13 protein-coding genes are annotated in these 15,973 nt (G+C 64.4%); 1 reads left to right on the top strand and 12 read right to left on the bottom strand.

Annotated features, from left to right (window positions below; genetic code table 11):
• Positions 1-107 precede the first annotated feature (107 nt).
• The 9 genes from B5X90_RS12450 to B5X90_RS21010 form a co-directional block, all read right to left on the bottom strand.
• On the bottom strand, positions 108-1,505 hold the full coding sequence (locus tag B5X90_RS12450) for a glycosyltransferase (protein WP_179129133.1): 1,398 nt from the start codon (positions 1,503-1,505) through the stop codon (positions 108-110).
• Between the two features lie 130 nt (positions 1,506-1,635).
• Positions 1,636-3,504: a glycosyltransferase gene (locus tag B5X90_RS12455; RefSeq protein ID WP_143264738.1), complete on the bottom strand. Its 1,869-nt coding sequence runs from the start codon at positions 3,502-3,504 to the stop codon at positions 1,636-1,638.
• 70 nt (positions 3,505-3,574) lie between these two features.
• A complete protein-coding gene (gene wecC, locus B5X90_RS12460; RefSeq protein ID WP_306292830.1) occupies positions 3,575-4,855 on the bottom strand; it encodes a UDP-N-acetyl-D-mannosamine dehydrogenase in 1,281 nt (426 codons plus the stop codon).
• Complete coding sequence (locus B5X90_RS12465) at positions 4,836-6,743, bottom strand: glycosyltransferase family protein (RefSeq protein ID WP_079553474.1); 1,908 nt, start codon at positions 6,741-6,743, stop codon at positions 4,836-4,838. The genes wecC and B5X90_RS12465 overlap by 20 nt, the downstream gene beginning before the upstream one ends.
• A complete protein-coding gene (locus B5X90_RS12470; RefSeq protein ID WP_079553477.1) occupies positions 6,743-7,630 on the bottom strand; it encodes an ABC transporter ATP-binding protein in 888 nt (295 codons plus the stop codon). Before B5X90_RS12470 ends, B5X90_RS12465 begins: the two co-directional genes overlap by 1 nt.
• Positions 7,617-8,471 carry an ABC transporter permease gene (locus B5X90_RS12475; protein ID WP_079553479.1) on the bottom strand — a complete coding sequence of 285 codons (855 nt, stop codon included), beginning with the start codon at positions 8,469-8,471 and terminating at the stop codon, positions 7,617-7,619. Before B5X90_RS12475 ends, B5X90_RS12470 begins: the two co-directional genes overlap by 14 nt.
• A gap of 32 nt (positions 8,472-8,503) precedes the next feature.
• Complete coding sequence (locus B5X90_RS12480) at positions 8,504-10,252, bottom strand: glycosyltransferase family 4 protein (RefSeq protein WP_079553481.1); 1,749 nt, start codon at positions 10,250-10,252, stop codon at positions 8,504-8,506.
• Positions 10,249-11,502, bottom strand: a complete 1,254-nt coding sequence (locus B5X90_RS12485; RefSeq protein WP_079553484.1) for a glycosyltransferase family 4 protein — start codon at positions 11,500-11,502, stop codon at positions 10,249-10,251. The genes B5X90_RS12480 and B5X90_RS12485 overlap by 4 nt, the downstream gene beginning before the upstream one ends.
• A gap of 2 nt (positions 11,503-11,504) precedes the next feature.
• Positions 11,505-11,843 carry a hypothetical protein gene (locus tag B5X90_RS21010; RefSeq protein WP_143264739.1) on the bottom strand — a complete coding sequence of 113 codons (339 nt, stop codon included), beginning with the start codon at positions 11,841-11,843 and terminating at the stop codon, positions 11,505-11,507.
• 576 nt (positions 11,844-12,419) lie between these two features.
• Between B5X90_RS21010 and B5X90_RS12495 the strand changes: the two genes are divergently transcribed.
• Positions 12,420-12,920 (top strand): DUF3515 family protein, encoded by a 501-nt coding sequence (locus B5X90_RS12495; protein WP_079553489.1) that lies wholly within the window; start codon positions 12,420-12,422, stop codon positions 12,918-12,920.
• A 47-nt stretch (positions 12,921-12,967) separates the two neighbouring features.
• On the opposite strand, the gene B5X90_RS12500 is transcribed toward B5X90_RS12495, so the two are convergent.
• The 3 genes from B5X90_RS12500 to B5X90_RS12510 are packed head-to-tail and all read right to left on the bottom strand — an operon-like array spanning position 12,968 to position 15,968.
• Positions 12,968-14,098: a D-alanine--D-alanine ligase family protein gene (locus B5X90_RS12500; protein ID WP_079553492.1), complete on the bottom strand. Its 1,131-nt coding sequence runs from the start codon at positions 14,096-14,098 to the stop codon at positions 12,968-12,970.
• A gap of 14 nt (positions 14,099-14,112) precedes the next feature.
• Positions 14,113-15,165: an NAD(P)H-dependent glycerol-3-phosphate dehydrogenase gene (locus B5X90_RS12505; protein WP_079553494.1), complete on the bottom strand. Its 1,053-nt coding sequence runs from the start codon at positions 15,163-15,165 to the stop codon at positions 14,113-14,115.
• Positions 15,162-15,968 carry a lysophospholipid acyltransferase family protein gene (locus B5X90_RS12510; protein WP_079553496.1) on the bottom strand — a complete coding sequence of 269 codons (807 nt, stop codon included), beginning with the start codon at positions 15,966-15,968 and terminating at the stop codon, positions 15,162-15,164. The genes B5X90_RS12505 and B5X90_RS12510 overlap by 4 nt, the downstream gene beginning before the upstream one ends.
• Positions 15,969-15,973 lie beyond the last annotated feature (5 nt).

Genomic DNA, 15,973 nt, shown 5'->3' on the forward strand with positions numbered 1-15,973 from the left:
GCTCCCGCGCACTTAAATTGAGGACCCGTAGTTCTGTTCGGCTGGATTTCACCTACATCCAGGCCAGATTAACAGGACCACGGGTCCTCTGCCTTTTGCTCTTGACGTTACGAGGAGAGCGATCCCGCCATCTGGTGCAGTTTGCGGTCAACGGCCTCCGACATCACACGGCCCCATTGGAGTGTCACGGACCGGTCATCAAAGCGCTCAGCGGTCTCCCTGGCGGCCTGCCGCATGGCTTCCATTTCTACGCTCGAAAGTGATCCCTGCCGGACGATCCGCTCGGCAAGCCCATCGATATCACCAGCCTCGACCAAATATCCATTGACACCATCAACAATGATGTCGGCCGGTCCGTAGGGCATGTCGTACGCGATCGGAATGCAGCCAACGCTCATCGCTTCCAGGAGCACCAGCGGGAGGCCTTCCATGCGGCTGGTCAGAAGCATGAACGAAGCCTGAGAGAGCCGCTTCCGCGGCTCGCTGTCAAAGCCGCCAAGGTGGACACTCTGGTTCAAGCCAAGCTTGGAGATGAGTGTCTCCAGCTGTTTCCGGACCGGTCCTTGGCCATAGATGGTCAGGTCAAACGGCGCTCCGGCTAGGGCATTTGCCTTCCCAATTCCTCGTATGGCGTGGTCTATGCGCTTACGGTGCGTTAGGCCCGCAAGCATCACCCCGTGGTCCTGGGAGCGTCCGGCCCAAGACGGCAGTCGTTCCGGTAGTTCGGTGCTGTTGGGCACCACGAACGTGTTGCCGGGACCGAACGCCGCATCCACATCATCCTTCTGACGCTCAGTCAGCAGCACGATCCCGTCATAGCTGTCCAATCGCTCAAAGACATAACGGCGTACGGAGCTCAACTCGCCGTTCGGGGGTACCTGGCCGGATGCCATGTGCGAATTGTGGATAAGGTGCAGGGTCACCACGTTGTCGCGGCGGAAACGCGTGATGAAATTTGCGGTCGTCTTACTGTCCACGATCATGAACGTCTCCTGGGTGCCCACAACCATGTCCAGCCAGAAAAGGTACAGAGGCCACATCTTGTTCCAGCCTGCTACAGGCTCCCCGTTGCGGTCACAAAGGGTAATAAGCCGGCCGCCCTCCACACCCCGGTCGTTGATGTCGCGCTGATCCGAGACGAAAAGACTCCCGTCCGCACGGAAATAGTCAATTTGAAGCGTTTTTTCCGCCGCGGCATCGAGGCGTATTCTCCGTCCGAGGGATCCCTGGGAAATTTCCGCAGTATGTGGCTCCGGGTCAGAGATTGGAGCGAAAGTGCCCACAAGGTTCTTGTCCCCGCGAGCCGCCGCAACGTCCTGGTCTGGCAGGGCTGCCAGTTCTTCCCAGAGGTTTCGCAGACGCATGCCCGGAACCAGTTCGCCCGCAACCTGCATCTCGCAGCGCAAGTCGTCGAGTCCGTTGTCGTACTCGAAGGTGAGGACGTCGACCGGCACTCCGGCTTCACGGACAAAGGCCCTCGAGCGTCGCAGAAGGGCGCTGGTCATCCCGCCAAAGTCCGCGGGTATCCCCCATGTGACGGCACAGTGATACCCCGACGGTAGTTCTATCGGCGAATGCAGCTGGTTAATTTTTGAAGACATTTGTGACTCGTATCTGTGGTTTTCAATTATGAGCTCAGGCGAAGCTGATGCTCATGTTGCCGTGCACTGTTGCATACACACGGGGAGCTGCTTTGACTTCCGCCAACGGCATCCGTGTCACGGTCGTAGTCTCGCCGATTCTCGTCTCAAGAAAGACGTCGGCCGTGCTGCCGCCCATGGCATTAAGAACGTCCGACTCGAACGGGAATCTGACGGCATACCTGCCCGCTGCATCTTTGCTAAAGCCTGTCGATGCAACGCGGAAGAATGCTTCACCAGGCCGGAGACGGAGCCTGCAATAGAAGGCCGGAACGCGTTCCTGCCAAATCGGCTGCTGCAGGTGCAGCCTTAAGGTGGCGCGCACCTCCAGGCCGCCACCCGCGCTGTACAAACACGCTGAGTCTTCTATCTCTACCGTGTGGTCGATCCCTTTGGTCCGCTTGCCCTCAGCTGCATGATTCATGGCCTCCACCCACTGCCGCACGACATTCGCATCGGAGAAGTCGTCAGCCCTGGTTCGCGCAGCCTGGCGCATCTTCTGGACTTCCAACGGAGGCATGTCGACGAACTCGGCTATGCAGCGTGCAAGCTCCTCCACGTTGCCATACTCCACCAGAAAGCCATTGACGCCATGGGTGATGATAGAGGCGGGTCCGTATGGCAGGTCATAAACGATGGGGATGCACCCGGCGGCCATGCTCTCCACAATTACCAGGCCAAATGCCTCGGAAGTGCTGGTCAGCAGCGAAAAGGACGCGTCTTTGAAATGGGACTGGGCGTTCGTGACGTGGCCCATCAGCTGAACATTTCCGGTTTCGCTGAGATCGGTGATCAGTCCTTCCAACTGGGACCGCTGGGACCCATCGCCGAAGATCTTTAACCCGACAGGGGCCGATAACGTGGTGTTCGCCAAGTGGATGGCCCTGACAGAATGGTCAACGCGTTTCCGGTGGCTGAGGGTTGCGGCGTGCATTCCAGTTCGTTCGCTGCGCGCGCTGTCAGCCTCGGGTGCAGCGGCAAGGGACCGTCCGTTCGGGATCACATACCAGTTGCCGGCCTGTGCATACCTCCGGCGCACGTCAACAGCCTGTTGCTCGGTGAGGAATACAACACCGTCGAATCCTTCCAAACGAGGGAACACTTCCTCAGCGGACGCGGTAAGCTCCGAGGCGAAGCCTGCGGAAGGGTCTTCCAAGTGGTTCTCATGGACCTGATAGAGCACCACGGCGTGTTCACGCTGGTAACTCGCCATGAAGCGCGCCGTGTTCTTGTTGTCAACCACAAAGTACGCTTGCTCCCCCGCCAGCACGTAGTCGAGCCACGATCGATACAAACCCCAGGCCGATCCCCACTCCTGAATCGGAAGGCCCGCAGCGTCACAAAGTGTTAGCGACCGGCCCCCGTGTACCCCCAGCAGCTTCGCATCGTGCCGATCCGACAAGAGGAGCGAGCCGTCCGAGCGATAATGATCGACCTGCAACAGTGTCTTCCCATCGTCTGCGTAGCGGGCCAGACGCTTATGAGGGCCCTCCAACTCGACGAGCTTCGCGGAAGGCTGGGTGGACAAAGGAGAGTACGAAGCAAATGGGCTCTCTTCGGATTCCGAGTCAAGCGCCGGCTGGGAGCTGATGAATTCAGCCATGGCCGGGAGGTCTTCCCAGAGATTCAGGATGCGCGTGCCCTCCGACAGGAAACCCCTTTCTGTCAACACCCCGCGGAGAGCAGAATAGTCCCGGAAGTCGTCGAAAGTCAGGACGTCGACAGGAGCCCCACCCTCGGACGCGAAGGATCGCGAACGATGCAACATGGCGTTCGTTCGTCCCGCAAATTCCGACGGCAGGCTCCACGTCACCGCGAAATGCCTGCCGGCGGGAAGCAGCCTGGCAGTTGGATCAGAATTCAATTTGTCCCCATTTTCTTTATTGCACGCGAAACCTCTACCTAAACATCGAGTGTCAGTTTCGCCTGTTCCGTCAGCGCCAGAAACCGCGGGTATCGATGAGCCGCTTGCCCTCGAGGCTGCTGGGCTCGATGTCGCGGAATTTGTCGTGGTCCACCAGCAGCACCACTACCTGGGCAGCCTCAATGGCTTTGTCCGTTTCCACCAGCCGGATGTTCTCAATCACGGCGAGTTCCTGCGGCAGGTGATCCTTGTGCGGTGCAGCCACCAGAATCTCGGCATCCGGATGCTGCACAGCCACACGCCGGACGATCTCCACGGCCGGAGATTCCCGGACGTCGTCGATATTCGCTTTGAAGGCCAGGCCCAGGCAGGCAATGGTCGGACGGCTATCGTCGCCGACCGCCTTCCGGACCTGTTCCACAACGTAGCCGGGCTTGCCGTCGTTGACCTCGCGGGCGGTCCGGATAAGCGTCGAATTATCGGGGTCGGCCGCCACGATGAACCAGGGGTCCACGGCGATGCAATGGCCGCCGACGCCGGGGCCGGGCTGGAGGATGTTGACCCGGGGATGGTGATTGGCCAAGCGGATGAGTTCCCACACATCGATGTCCAGGTTGTCGCTGATGACGGACAACTCGTTCGCGAAGGCAATGTTGACGTCGCGGTAGGCGTTCTCGACGAGCTTGGACATCTCCGCCGTTGCGGCGTCCGTGAGATGGATTTCGCCCTGGCAGAACACTGCGTACAGGGCGGCGGCGGCTTCCGCAGCCTCAGATGTAAGACCGCCGACCACCCGGTCGTTGGTCACCAGCTCGATCATGATCCGGCCCGGCAGCACCCTTTCAGGGCAGTGCGCCACCAAAAGCTTCGGCTTCCCGTCGTGGCCGTCCAGGCTGAGGTCCGGGCGGAGCCCCAGGATCAGCTCGGCGAGCCGGCGCGTGCTGCCGGGAGGTGACGTCGACTCGAGGATCACCAGTTCCCCGCCGCTCAGCTGCGGGGCGATGGCGCGGGCAGCGGCAGCAATGTAGGACATGTCGGCCGACTTGTCCGCCTTGAACGGGGTCGGCACGGCCACGATGTAGGCATCCGCGGCGGGCGTTTCGAGCTGGGCCCGGAGCCTCCCCTGGCTCACCGCGCCCGCGACGTGGACGCCCAGGTCAGGTTCCACGAAGGGCACGTCGCCGTTGTTGATGGCGGTCACGGTGCTGGAATTGACGTCGACGCCGATCACCTCGAGACCGTTGGTGGCGAGGATGGCCGCCGTCGGCAGCCCGATGTAACCAAGTCCGACGACGGCGACTGTCCTGATGGGTGCCTCGGTCTCGGCAGCCTTAGATGTCAACATGTTCATTTAACTTTCCATAGAATTTCAAGTCTCCGGACGCGAGCAGCTCTGCGTCCTCCACCTGCCAGGTGTGTCCGTCACCGGTGCGGACCTGGAAGTAGTTGAAGCGGTCCGCCGAGTAAATGATCCTACCGGCGGCATGGGCGGCACGGAGAAATCCTGTGTCCTCGCCGATGCTGACATGAAGGAAGGGGTGGTCCGTGAAAACTTCCTTGTGGGCCATGATGGTCGGCCCCATCACGAAGTCGGTGAACCGGTGTTCCCGGGCCGCGAACCGCAGGATCGCGGCGTTCGTCGTCTCAAGATGCATGTAGTGGGCCTGTTTCCCCACAACGTCGGCGCCGGAGTAGGACAGGGCATGCAGCTGGTCACTCAGATAGTGCGGGCCGTAGTGGTCGTCGTCGTCCATCTTGGTGAGGACCTGCCCGCTGGCCGCGGCGACGCACATGTTCAGGCACTCCCCCAGTGACACGTCCCGCGGTGCCTCGAGAAGCACGACGTTGCAGAGCCCGGACTTTTCCGACAGCTCCGCCAGGCGTTCGGCGGAGAGCTGGAAGCCGTGGGTGAGCAGCACCAGCTCCGGCTCCACGCCGCGCTGGCCGGCCAGGGTCCGGAAGACGTTTTCCAGGTTCTGGGGCCGGATGGTCGGCAACAGAACGGACAGGGACGGCCGCGGCGCGCCAGCGGCGATTCCTGGCACGGCATGGTGCAGGACAGTGGCAGCCCGATGGGCGTAGGTGTGGTGCGCCCAGATGGTGCGTTGGGCCAGGTGGGCCGTGCGGTCGTTCAGCTCCGGGTTGGAAACCAGCGCCCGGGTGAGGTGCTCCGCTTCCTTGCGGGTGGCGGCCACGGGCACGGCCGCGGGGGTGAAAAACTGCCCCATGGCCTGACTGGGCGCGGTGATCACCGGTGTCCCGGAAGCCGAGATTTCAAAGATGCGCCGGGCGCACATGCTGGGCGAGTCCACAACCGAATTGACGTTGAGGAAGACCTTGTAGGCCTTGTAGGCGGATAGCGTCTGCGGGTACGTCAGCGAACCGACCACGCGCGAGTCCAGGGGCGCAGGGAACTGGTATTCGGCGTTGCCGCCGAGCTGGCGGGAGAAGATTTCCAGCCCGGTCTTCATCCGGGTGGACGCGTCCAGCGCCCCGCCGAGCAGGAGGTCCATCTGGGCACGGCGTTCGGGATATTTGTGGGCAAAGTACATCCCGGCAAAGGCAACGTCCCGCTGGTGCCGGCCGTGTCCGGGCCGCACGGGGTTGTGGATGGCCGGCTGGGCGGCGAACGGGAGCACGGCAACGCGGTCATGCCCGAGATCCTCGGCGTATTGGGCTATGCGGCCGGAGTCGGAGGTGAAGACGTGGTCAAACAGCCGGGCAGCGGGCAGGAAGTCGTCATAGTGCGGCGGGTCCTCCTTGTTCCAGAAAACGGTGGGAATCCCCTGGTCCCGGCACCACTGGACGAGCTCGCGGAATTCGCTGCTGGGCCCGTTGGGACCGGTCAGCTTTCCACGCCACAGGCCGCCGTTTCCCGCCCAGGCCGACTCGACGAAGAGGAGGTCGACGGCGTCGGCTGCGAGGTCGCTGCGCCAGGTGTGGGGGTGCACGGCGCTGGTGGTCCACTCATAGCCGAAGGCCAGGGCGGAAAAGTCGTCCAGGATCACCGCGGCCCGGACGTCCGGCCGGGACGGTTGGTGCTGTGGAAGGGCGGCCGGAATCAGCGAGAGCCGGCGTCTGCGCCCCCGCCCCGTCCAGGCCGCTTCCACGCCCTGCACGTTGCGGGGCGCGGCGAAGCCCTGTTCGGTCCGCTCGCGGGACCGCCAGGTCTTGTACTGCGCCAAACCGCCCCTGCGCAGATGCCACAGGCCTTTCCGGACTTCCCGGAGACCCGGCATCAGCCTCGGCTCCGGCGTGAGGACCGCCCACGGACCTCGGTTGCCACAAGATTCGCCTTGGCGTCGTCGAGGATCTTGGCGGCTGAGATGTTGTTGCCTTTGGACAGGTGCCGGGTGAAGTCCTGATAGGCCTTGATGGCGATTTCCGGCTCATCGTCCATGATCAGATCGCCCTTGTCGAGCCAGATCACCCGTGTGCACATTGCCTTGATCGTGTCCAGGCTGTGGCTGACCAGGAAGACGCAGCCTGCCTGCTCGCGGAGTTCGTCCATCCGCAACTTGCTGCGGTCACCAAACTGGGCATCACCGGTGTTGAGCGCCTCGTCCACCAGGAGAATCTCGGGGTCGACGCTGGCGGCGATGGCAAACCGGAGGCGAGACGCCATGCCCGAGGAATAAGACTTCATGGGCAAGTGAATGGACTTCTCGAGTCCGGACAGTTCGACAATACTGTTGAACTTTTCGTCCACTTCGGCCCGGCTCATGCCCATGGCAAGGCACCCCAGGATGACATTCTGGTCCCCGGACAGGTCTTGGACCAAGGCTGCGTTGACGCCGAGCATGATCGGCGTGCTGGAGGCATACACGGCCCCGGACGTCGGCTTGGACTGGCCGCTGATGATCTTCATCAGGGTGCTTTTTCCGGACCCGTTGCGGCCAATGATGCCGACGGATTCGCCGCGCTCCACCACCAGGGAGAGCTCGTTCAGGGCTTGTACGGTCACCATGTGCGGCTTGTTGACGGCGCGGCGCAGGAACCGGGGCTTGGCGGTGTCGGCGTCAGTGACCGAAGCAGCGCTTGAGGCGACGCGGTAGCGCATCCGCACGCTGTCCACGACCACGCATGGATGTCCCTCGATGAAGATTTCCTTCTCACCCGCGTCCATAGGATTCCTCCCCCTTCCAGAAGTAGACAAGCCCGACAGCCAGCGCTCCCAGGGCCCAGGCCGCAAGGATTGCCCACGACTGCCACTGGGGAACCCGGGCATAGAGGACGCAATCCCGGATTATGTCAATGACGTTGAACAAGGGATTGAGCTTGATGGCGGCAAGCATTTCGGGATGCGTGATAAAACGCTCATAGGTGTAGAAGATCGCGGATCCGTACATCCACGCCCGCAGCGCAAAGGGCAGCAGGTGCGTGACGTCGTGAACGCGGGAGATAACCCGGGCAAGGATGAGCCCCACTCCGAGGTTGAACAGCGACTGCAGGAGTATGGCCGGTACCACCAGTACCCACAGCCAGGTGATGTTCTCGGCTGGAGGCAGCACCACCACGATCAGGAGCATGGCGAGCATGAGGGGCACAGCCGAGAGCAGTTCGCGCACGTTGGCGCCGATGGGGAGCGCGGCGCGCGGGAAGTTAAATGCCTGAACAATCGACTTGTTGCTCCGGATCGAGCGTGCGCCGGAGGTTATGGCACCGGCACTGAACTGGAACACGAAGATTCCCACCACCAGGTAGCCCACGTAGTTCTCAACACCGCGGCTGGTCTTCAGCAACAACCCGAAAATCAGAAAGTAGGTCAGGCCGTTGAAGATGGGGTTCAGGAGCAGCCATGCGCTGCCCAGTCGATCTCGGCGCGTTCCGCTTTGCACCCGGGCGCGGGCATCGTAAAAAATGAACTGCCGGAAGTCCCAGAGCTGAACAAGATAGTCCAGGAAGTTGGGCCGCGAACCGACACGGGTCAGCCGCCGCATGTCCACGGAGAGGGGCTGTACAGCCATCGGCTCCGGGTCTATTGCACTATCTGCGGACACTACTCGATCTCCTCATGTTCATGGTGCAGCCCAGCGTAACGCGCGGCCAGCGCCTCGGCGTTGGCCGCCCAGGTCCTCTCGGCCAGAACTGCGGCCCGGCCCGCGCGCCCCATCGACGCCCGTCGGCTCGCGTCGAGCAACAGCGCCGAGATCGTGCGCGCAAGCTCGACCGGTGACGCGGCAGGGACCAGAAGCCCGTTGCCGCCGTCGTCTATTATCTCCCGAAGTGCGGGCAGGTCGCTTCCAACAACCGGCCGTGCACTCGCCAGCGCCTCGACCGGCTTGAGCGGGGTCACGGCACGGGTCACGTCAAGGTCCTTGCGCGGCACCACGAACAGGTCCAGGGCCTGATGATAGAGCGGGGTCTGATCCCGGGGCACCCTGCCCGTGAAGATCGCCCGCTCGGCCAGGCCGAGGCCCCGGACCTGCTCCCGCAGGGCGGGACCGGCCACGCCGTCTCCAACAATCAGCAGGCGCAGCTGCGGAAATTCCGGCGCCAGGAGCGCGAACGCGCGGATCAGGTCATCCAGGCCTTCATACGCAACCAGGCTGCTGACCGTGCCGATGTAGAGTCCGTCTTCAGGCAGGCCGAGTTCGCGGCGCGCATCGGCGGCACCCCCGGGCTGGTCGAGGAATGCCCCGCCCACGGCGTTGGGAGCGATGACGATCTTCTCGCCCGGAATGCCCGCGGCCACAATATTTGCTTTCATGGCTTGGCCCAGCGTCACCACTAAATCGGCGTCGCGCATGACTTCGGTTTCCCGGGCCTGGAATTGCGTGTACTTTTCGCTGTTCCGTGCCGCAGGTCCCCGCGTGGCGGCCCATGTGTCTGCCAGCTGGCCGCGGACCTCGTACACCCACGGGATGCCCAGGGCCTCGGCCACAGCCCGGACCACCATCCCATTGACGAAGTGTGTGGTGGTGTGCAGGACACTGGGCCGGAATTGCAGGGCCACCCGCAGCAGTTCCTCGGCCTGTTGCTGCAGACGCGCGTCCATAGTGGGGGCCAGCCGCGACGGAAGGAGGCGCCGGTAACGGACCCCATCCACCACGTCGGTGGCCCGCGCCAGGAATTTGCCGACCTGCACGGGGTACCCGAGCCGCGTGACCGCCAGGACGCCCCAACCCGCTTCCCGCTGGGCCACCATGATGGAGTGGGATCTCTGGGCATAGCCGCTGGCGGTGTGGGGCAGTGAATTGGTGAGCAAATGCAGGACCCGGCCGGGAACCGGTTCGAAATCCTGCCGACGGAGCGCCGGGGCCGCGCCGGCGTAGACCGCCGCCTCACCGGCGAGGCGTGCCTGCTGCCGCCGTCCTGCAGCGCCGGAGCCGTCGAGGGCCTTGACGGCTCCGCTGAGGTCCCCGTCATGCCACAATCGGCGGGCCCGCGCAGACTTCAGGCCGCGAGCATTTCCAGCCTTGGCCAGTAAGTCGTCCGATATCTCCAGCAGGCCGGCGGACAGGGCAATGTCCGCAAGGCGCCGGGCTGGTTCCCCCTGAGTGGGGCCATCGGCGGCCAGTTCGAGGCGGCGCTTGGCATCGGCTTCGCTTCCGTTGCTGAGCGCGGCGAGGATGACGGGAACCGCCACCGAGTTCCTCGGAAAGACGGCGGTCACAACCCGGCCGAAAGGGCGCACGACGGCGGGCAGACGGCGGGCCGCTTGCAGGTACAGGAGAACCGGGTCATCAACCAGGTGTTGGCCGATGACGCTCGCGGCGAGCCGCGCATTCTTGAGGAGCTGGATCATTTGCTGGGAACGTCCGCCAGAAGCTCGGAGATGAGGTGCATGTAGCGGCTGGCGAGGTGTCCATATTCTGCGTTGGATTTAACCCATTGACGGCTGTCGCCGTTGCGGACCAGTCTGCTTCGGTCGGCAGCGAGCTCGCGCCACAGATCCGCCACAGCTTCCGGAGAGCTGGCAACAATGTCACCGGCTTCCGCGTCCATGACAATGCGGGCCGCTTCGCCGCGCACCACAGCGGTGATGTGGCGGCCGATGGCCAGTACTTCGTAGGTCTTGGATGGAACGGTGGTGTCGAAGGACTTCCAGTCGTCCCGAAGGGACACCAGGCAGGTGTCGGCCGACGCGTAGCGCTCCAGCATGGCGTCGCCGGTCAGGGGTGCGTGAAACGTGACCGGGGCCTTCAGCTCCCGCGCCAGCTTCTCCAGCGCCGGCCGCTGCGTCCCGTGGCCGACCAGGTGCAGGTGCATGGAGTCGCCGACGAGGGCGCTTGCCCTGATGGCCACGTCCAGCCGCTGGCTTTCGCCGTGGTTCCCCAGGTACAAAGCTTCGAAAACGTCGCGGTCGAGTTCCGGCGGTCCCATGACGGGGATGGAGTCCAGGTGTACGCCGTTGCTGACGGTTGCTACGTTGCGGATGCCGCGCGCCCGAAGCGTCGCGGCGAATCCCTCGGTGACGGTGACCACGAGGTCGGCGCGGTGCTGGACGAAATCCACGACGCGCTCAACGACGCCTTTCACGCTGCCCTGGACCAGCCGGGCGTCGCGGGCCAGGTCCGGCCACGCATCCCGCATTTCCACGATCAGGGGCACGCCGCGGGCCTTGGCCAGAATGTAGCCGGCCGCCAGGGAGGGCAGCCCAGGCGCCGTGACAATGACGACGTCGGGCTTGCGGACCATGAAACCGGCCGGAATCGACAGTGCCGCGGAAAAGCACTGGTCCAGCAAACGGGCCGCCCGGGAGTTGCCGTGGCGGAGATAGGGGACGCGGAGTATCTTCTCGGTAAACTGCCCTTTTTGCGGCTGGAAAGGCCTCCCGGCCATCTTGCGGGGCAGCGCCCGCCGACCGAAAGGATAGTGCGCCACGGGTGTCACGACGTCGACGTCCCACCCGGATGCCGAAAACTCTTTGATCATGGCGGTCCAGCGGCGCTGGGGAGGGCTCTGTTCCGGCCAGTAGGAGTGGGTCAGCAGGGTTATCCGAAGGCTCTCGGCCTGCGTCCCTGGTGGTGTGCGGTCAACGAAGTCGTGGCGCATGTCTAGGGTGTTACTTTCCCGCCCTGGCGGGGACGGACCATGGTCTTCCCGCCGAGGAAACGGAAGTAGGCCAAACCCGCGCCGAGCAGGATCAGGACTGTGATCAGCTGGATCCCCAGTGGGCTGCCGGTAGCTACCGCAACGGCGGCCTTGACTTCAGACTTCACCATGACGGGGGGCTCGCTGGGGGTGGCGATCACCGCAGGGGCCGTCGACGGCGCTGATGTAGGCGAAGGTGTGGGCGTCGGTGTTGCCGACGCTTCGGCGGTGGCCTCTTCCACCGGCGCGGGCTCGGCAGCGGGCGGCGCGAGGGCCGGTGCCAGTGCCGGGGGGACCGTCACGGTGGGCACGGGAGCCTGATTTGCCGGGGTGGGCACGGTTACGGGGGCAGGAGCGGGCGCGGGGGCCGGTGCGGGTGCAGCGGGAAACGGAGGTGCGGGCGCCGGTGCGGGTGCCGCGGGAACCTCAGGGGCGGGCGACGCCGGCTCGGGAGCGGGGTCCGCAGGCTGCTCCGGCGCGGGAACGGGTTCAGGAACAGGATCGGGAGCCGGAGCAGGAGGCGGCTCGGCCGGCGATACTACTGGCGGGACAGGAAGACCAAGATCATCAGCGTGGGCCGCAACGGCCGTTCCCGCGATGGAGAGGGCCAGGAGCAGTGCTCCCAGCCCGACGCGTGCTGACTTCAGTTTTTGGCTGCGCGACGTCATCGACAGGCCCTCCCCCAGGTGCGAGATTGAATCAAGTTTGTGCGGTCGTGGCCATCACTAACGTCGTTGTCGGCAAAACCCCAGCGGTGCACGGTCCCCCCAGTCTACTTGACGGCAAGACAAGCTGTTCACCTCAGTGCCACCGGGCCATGATATAGGGCAGTCCGGGCCGTGACCATAGCGCCGCGCGGACCGGGATAAGCTGGATTAATGCTCCCTTTCAGCCGTCTGGTTTCCGCGCGCCTGGCTTTTACTGTGGCGGCCGCCGCAGCCGGCCTGGCCTTGACCTCGTGTTCCCCGGTTGTCGACGTCACGCCGGCCAAGGATGCCGCGAACGCGGCGTGCGCGCCGATGATGCTGGCCCTGCCGGACGCGATCGGCGATGCCAAGCTGCGGAAGACCAATGCCCAGGCCACTGCGGCCTGGGGCGATCCGTCCCAAGTGATTCTGCGCTGCGGCGTCAACGTTCCCGGCCCCACGACGGACCGCTGCGTCAGCGTCAACGACGTCGACTGGGTCATCAAGGAAGGCGATCCCGTGTGGACGCTGACCACGTTCGGCCGCGAACCGGCCACGGAGATCCTGATGGATCCGGACAAGATCAGTTCGGCCACCGTGCTGGCGGACCTCTCGGCCGCCGCGCTGAAGATCCCGGCAACCCGGAAATGCGTGGGCCAAGAGGACCTGCAGAACCTCCCCACCAGCAAGTAGGCCCGGGCAGGCCAGAAACGGGCAGGCGCGTCCGCGCCCGCCCGTTTCTAGCGCAGGCCGGTCTTGCGGTGCAGGGCCAGGTGGATCAGCTCGTCAATCAGGTCGGCATAGCCCAGTCCTGAGGCCTTCCACATCTGCGGGTACATGCTCTTGGGCGTAAACCCGGGCATGGTATTGATCTCGTTGATGATCAGTTCGCCGTCAGCAGTGTAGAAGAAGTCAACCCGGCTCAGTCCCTCGCCGCCGACGGCGTCAAAGGCGACCGCGGCCAGTTCCCGGACACGGGTGATCGCTTCTTCGGGGAGGTCTGCCGGGCAGCTGAGGGCAGCGGCGTCGTCCACATATTTGGCATTGAAGTCATAGAATTCATGGCCGCCGCCCGCAACGGAGATCTCGCCCGGCATCGACGTCCGGGGAGCATCGGTCCCCCGGCCCTCCAGCACGGCACATTCGATCTCGCGGCCCGTGATGCCGGCCTCGATGACCAGCTTGGGGTCGTGCTCGCGGGCGATCTCTATGGCGGCGTCGAGGCCTTCGAGGGAGTCCACCTTGGAGATGCCCATGGAAGACCCTGCCCGGGCCGGCTTGACGAAGACCGGGAAGCCGAGCTGGTCCACGCGCTTGCGGACGGTCTCGGGATCGGTGCGCCACTGCCGGTCGGTCACGGCGATGTAGGGTCCCACATGGAGTCCGGCCGATTCAAAGACCACCTTCATGAAGTGCTTGTCCATGCCGACGGCGGACGCAAGCACCCCCGCGCCCACGTAGCGGGTGTCGGACAGTTCCAGGAGGCCCTGGATGGTGCCGTCTTCGCCGAAGGGCCCGTGCAGCAGCGGGAAGACGACGTCGACGGCGCCGAGCTCCTGTGGGACGGTGTTCGGGGCAGCGACAATCAGCTGGTGCTCGCCGCCGATCTCGGCCAGCGTCACGGTCTGCGCCGAGGGGGCCACCTCGGGCAGCGACGAGGCGGAGAGCGACCACTCGTCGGTTCCGCCGGACGCCAAAACCCACTGGCCGGTCTTGGCGATCCCGATCGGGATGACGTCGTACTTGTCCTTGTCGATGGCTCCCAGGACGCCGGCGGCTGTCACGCAGCTGACGGCGTGCTCGCTGGAGCGGCCGCCGAACAGCACCGCCACGCGGGGTTTGGACTGGACCGGACGGTCGTTTGTGGTCATGTTCCCTGACACTCTCAGTGGTCGCCTTCGGCTTTCAGGTCCCGGGACAGCAGCAGCGGACCCAGTTCATCGACGGACAGTTTTCCGGCAAGGACCGCGACGACGGCGGCCGTGATCGGCATGTCGACGCCGAGCTTTCCGGCGAGTTCGTTGACAGCCTGGCTGGACTTAATGCCTTCAGCCGTCTGCTTCATTTCGGCAGTGACCTGCTCGAGGGTCAGCCCCTTGCCGAGCAGCCTGCCGGCCGTGTGGTTTCGGGACAGCGGGGAGGAGCACGTCGCGACGAGATCGCCCAGGCCCGCGAGCCCCGCCATGGTCCGGGCTTCGCCGCCCAGGGCGAGGGTCAGCCGTGAGGTTTCGGCCAAGCCGCGCGTGATGACGGAAGCTTTGGTGTTGTCCCCCATCTTCTTTCCTTCGCAGATTCCCACGGCCAAGGCGATCACGTTCTTGACGATGCCGCCGATTTCGACGCCGATCACGTCGCTTGTGGTGTAGGGGCGGAAATAGGGGGCGGTGCAGCTGCGGGCGATCCAGCCTGCAGTGATCGGGTCCGTGCAGGCCACCACCGATGCTGTTGGCTCCTCCCGTGCGATCTCCATGGCCAGGTTGGGGCCGGAGACCACGGCGACCCGGTCGGCAGGCAGGTCCAGCTCCTCACTGATGACCTCGCTCATGCGGGCATCGGTGTGGAGCTCGAGGCCCTTCATGAGGGACACCACGACGGCGCCGGGCGCCAGATGTTCTTTCCAGGCCTGCAGTTGCGGCCGCAGGGTTTGTGCCGGCACGGCCAGGATGACCAGCTCCGCGCCGGAGAGGACCTCGGAAACGTCCTTCGATGCAGTGATGCTGGACGGCAGCGTGATGCCGTTCAGGTACTGCTCATTGCGGTGCAGGGTGTTGATCTGGTCCACGATTTCGGGGCGCCGGCCCCAGAGGCGGATGTTTCGTTCGACCCCGGAGGCCGTGGCGGCGTCGGCAACAACCTTGGCGAAGGTTGTACCCCAGGAACCTGCCCCCAGAACGGCCACGGTGGTGGCGGATGCTGCTCGTTCAAAGTTAACCGTCATCCGGTGCTGTCCCCAATGTTCTCGTTCGATGCGCCACCCTCTTGGATGGCTTTACCTTCGGCGCCGCCCCGCTCGACGAAGCGGCCCTGTGTGGACTGGTTGTGCGCCGCCGGGTTCCATCGTTGCGCGGGCGGTTGTTCTCCACGCAGTCCTGCCAGGAGGCCGGTGATGGCGTCCATGATGGCATTCGTGGCTGCGTCGAGCGTCGCCTTGTCCAATGCGTGGCCCTCAAAGGCGCTCAGGTCCACGGGATCCCCGACCACCAGGCGGGAGGTCTTGCGGGGGAAAATGTAGAAACGTTTCGCGTACCGCGGGAAGACCTCTTGGGCACCCCAGTGGGCGATGGGCACCACGGGAATGCCGCTCTCCAGTGCCATCCGGGCGGCACCGGTGTGCCCCTTCATCGGCCAGAGTGCCGGGTCCCGGGTCAGGGTCCCCTCCGGGTAGATGATGATCGCCCCGCCCTCGCTCACGATCTCTTTGGCGAGTTGCAGCGAACGGTTCGCCCCCGTCGTCGAACGCTCCACCGGGATCTGCTTGGTGGACCGCAGGACAGCGCCCAGTACCGGCACCTTGAAGAGGCCGGCCTTGGCGAGGAAATGCGGCATCCGTTTCTGGTTGTAGAGCATGTGTCCCACCACCAGTGGGTCGATCTCCGTGCAGTGGTTGGGCGCGGCGATGAAGCCCCCGGCGGGGAGCTTTTCGAGGCCTTCCCACTTCTTTCCCATGAGGAGGTTCATCACGGGCCGGATGATCCCGGCGACTGTCACGAACGTGACGTGGCTCTTGGCCGATTCCTTCACGGGTC

Origin of the sequence: Arthrobacter sp. 49Tsu3.1M3 (assembly GCF_900168135.1) — a bacterium.
In the GTDB taxonomy this organism is placed as follows: Bacteria; Actinomycetota; Actinomycetes; order Actinomycetales; family Micrococcaceae; genus Arthrobacter.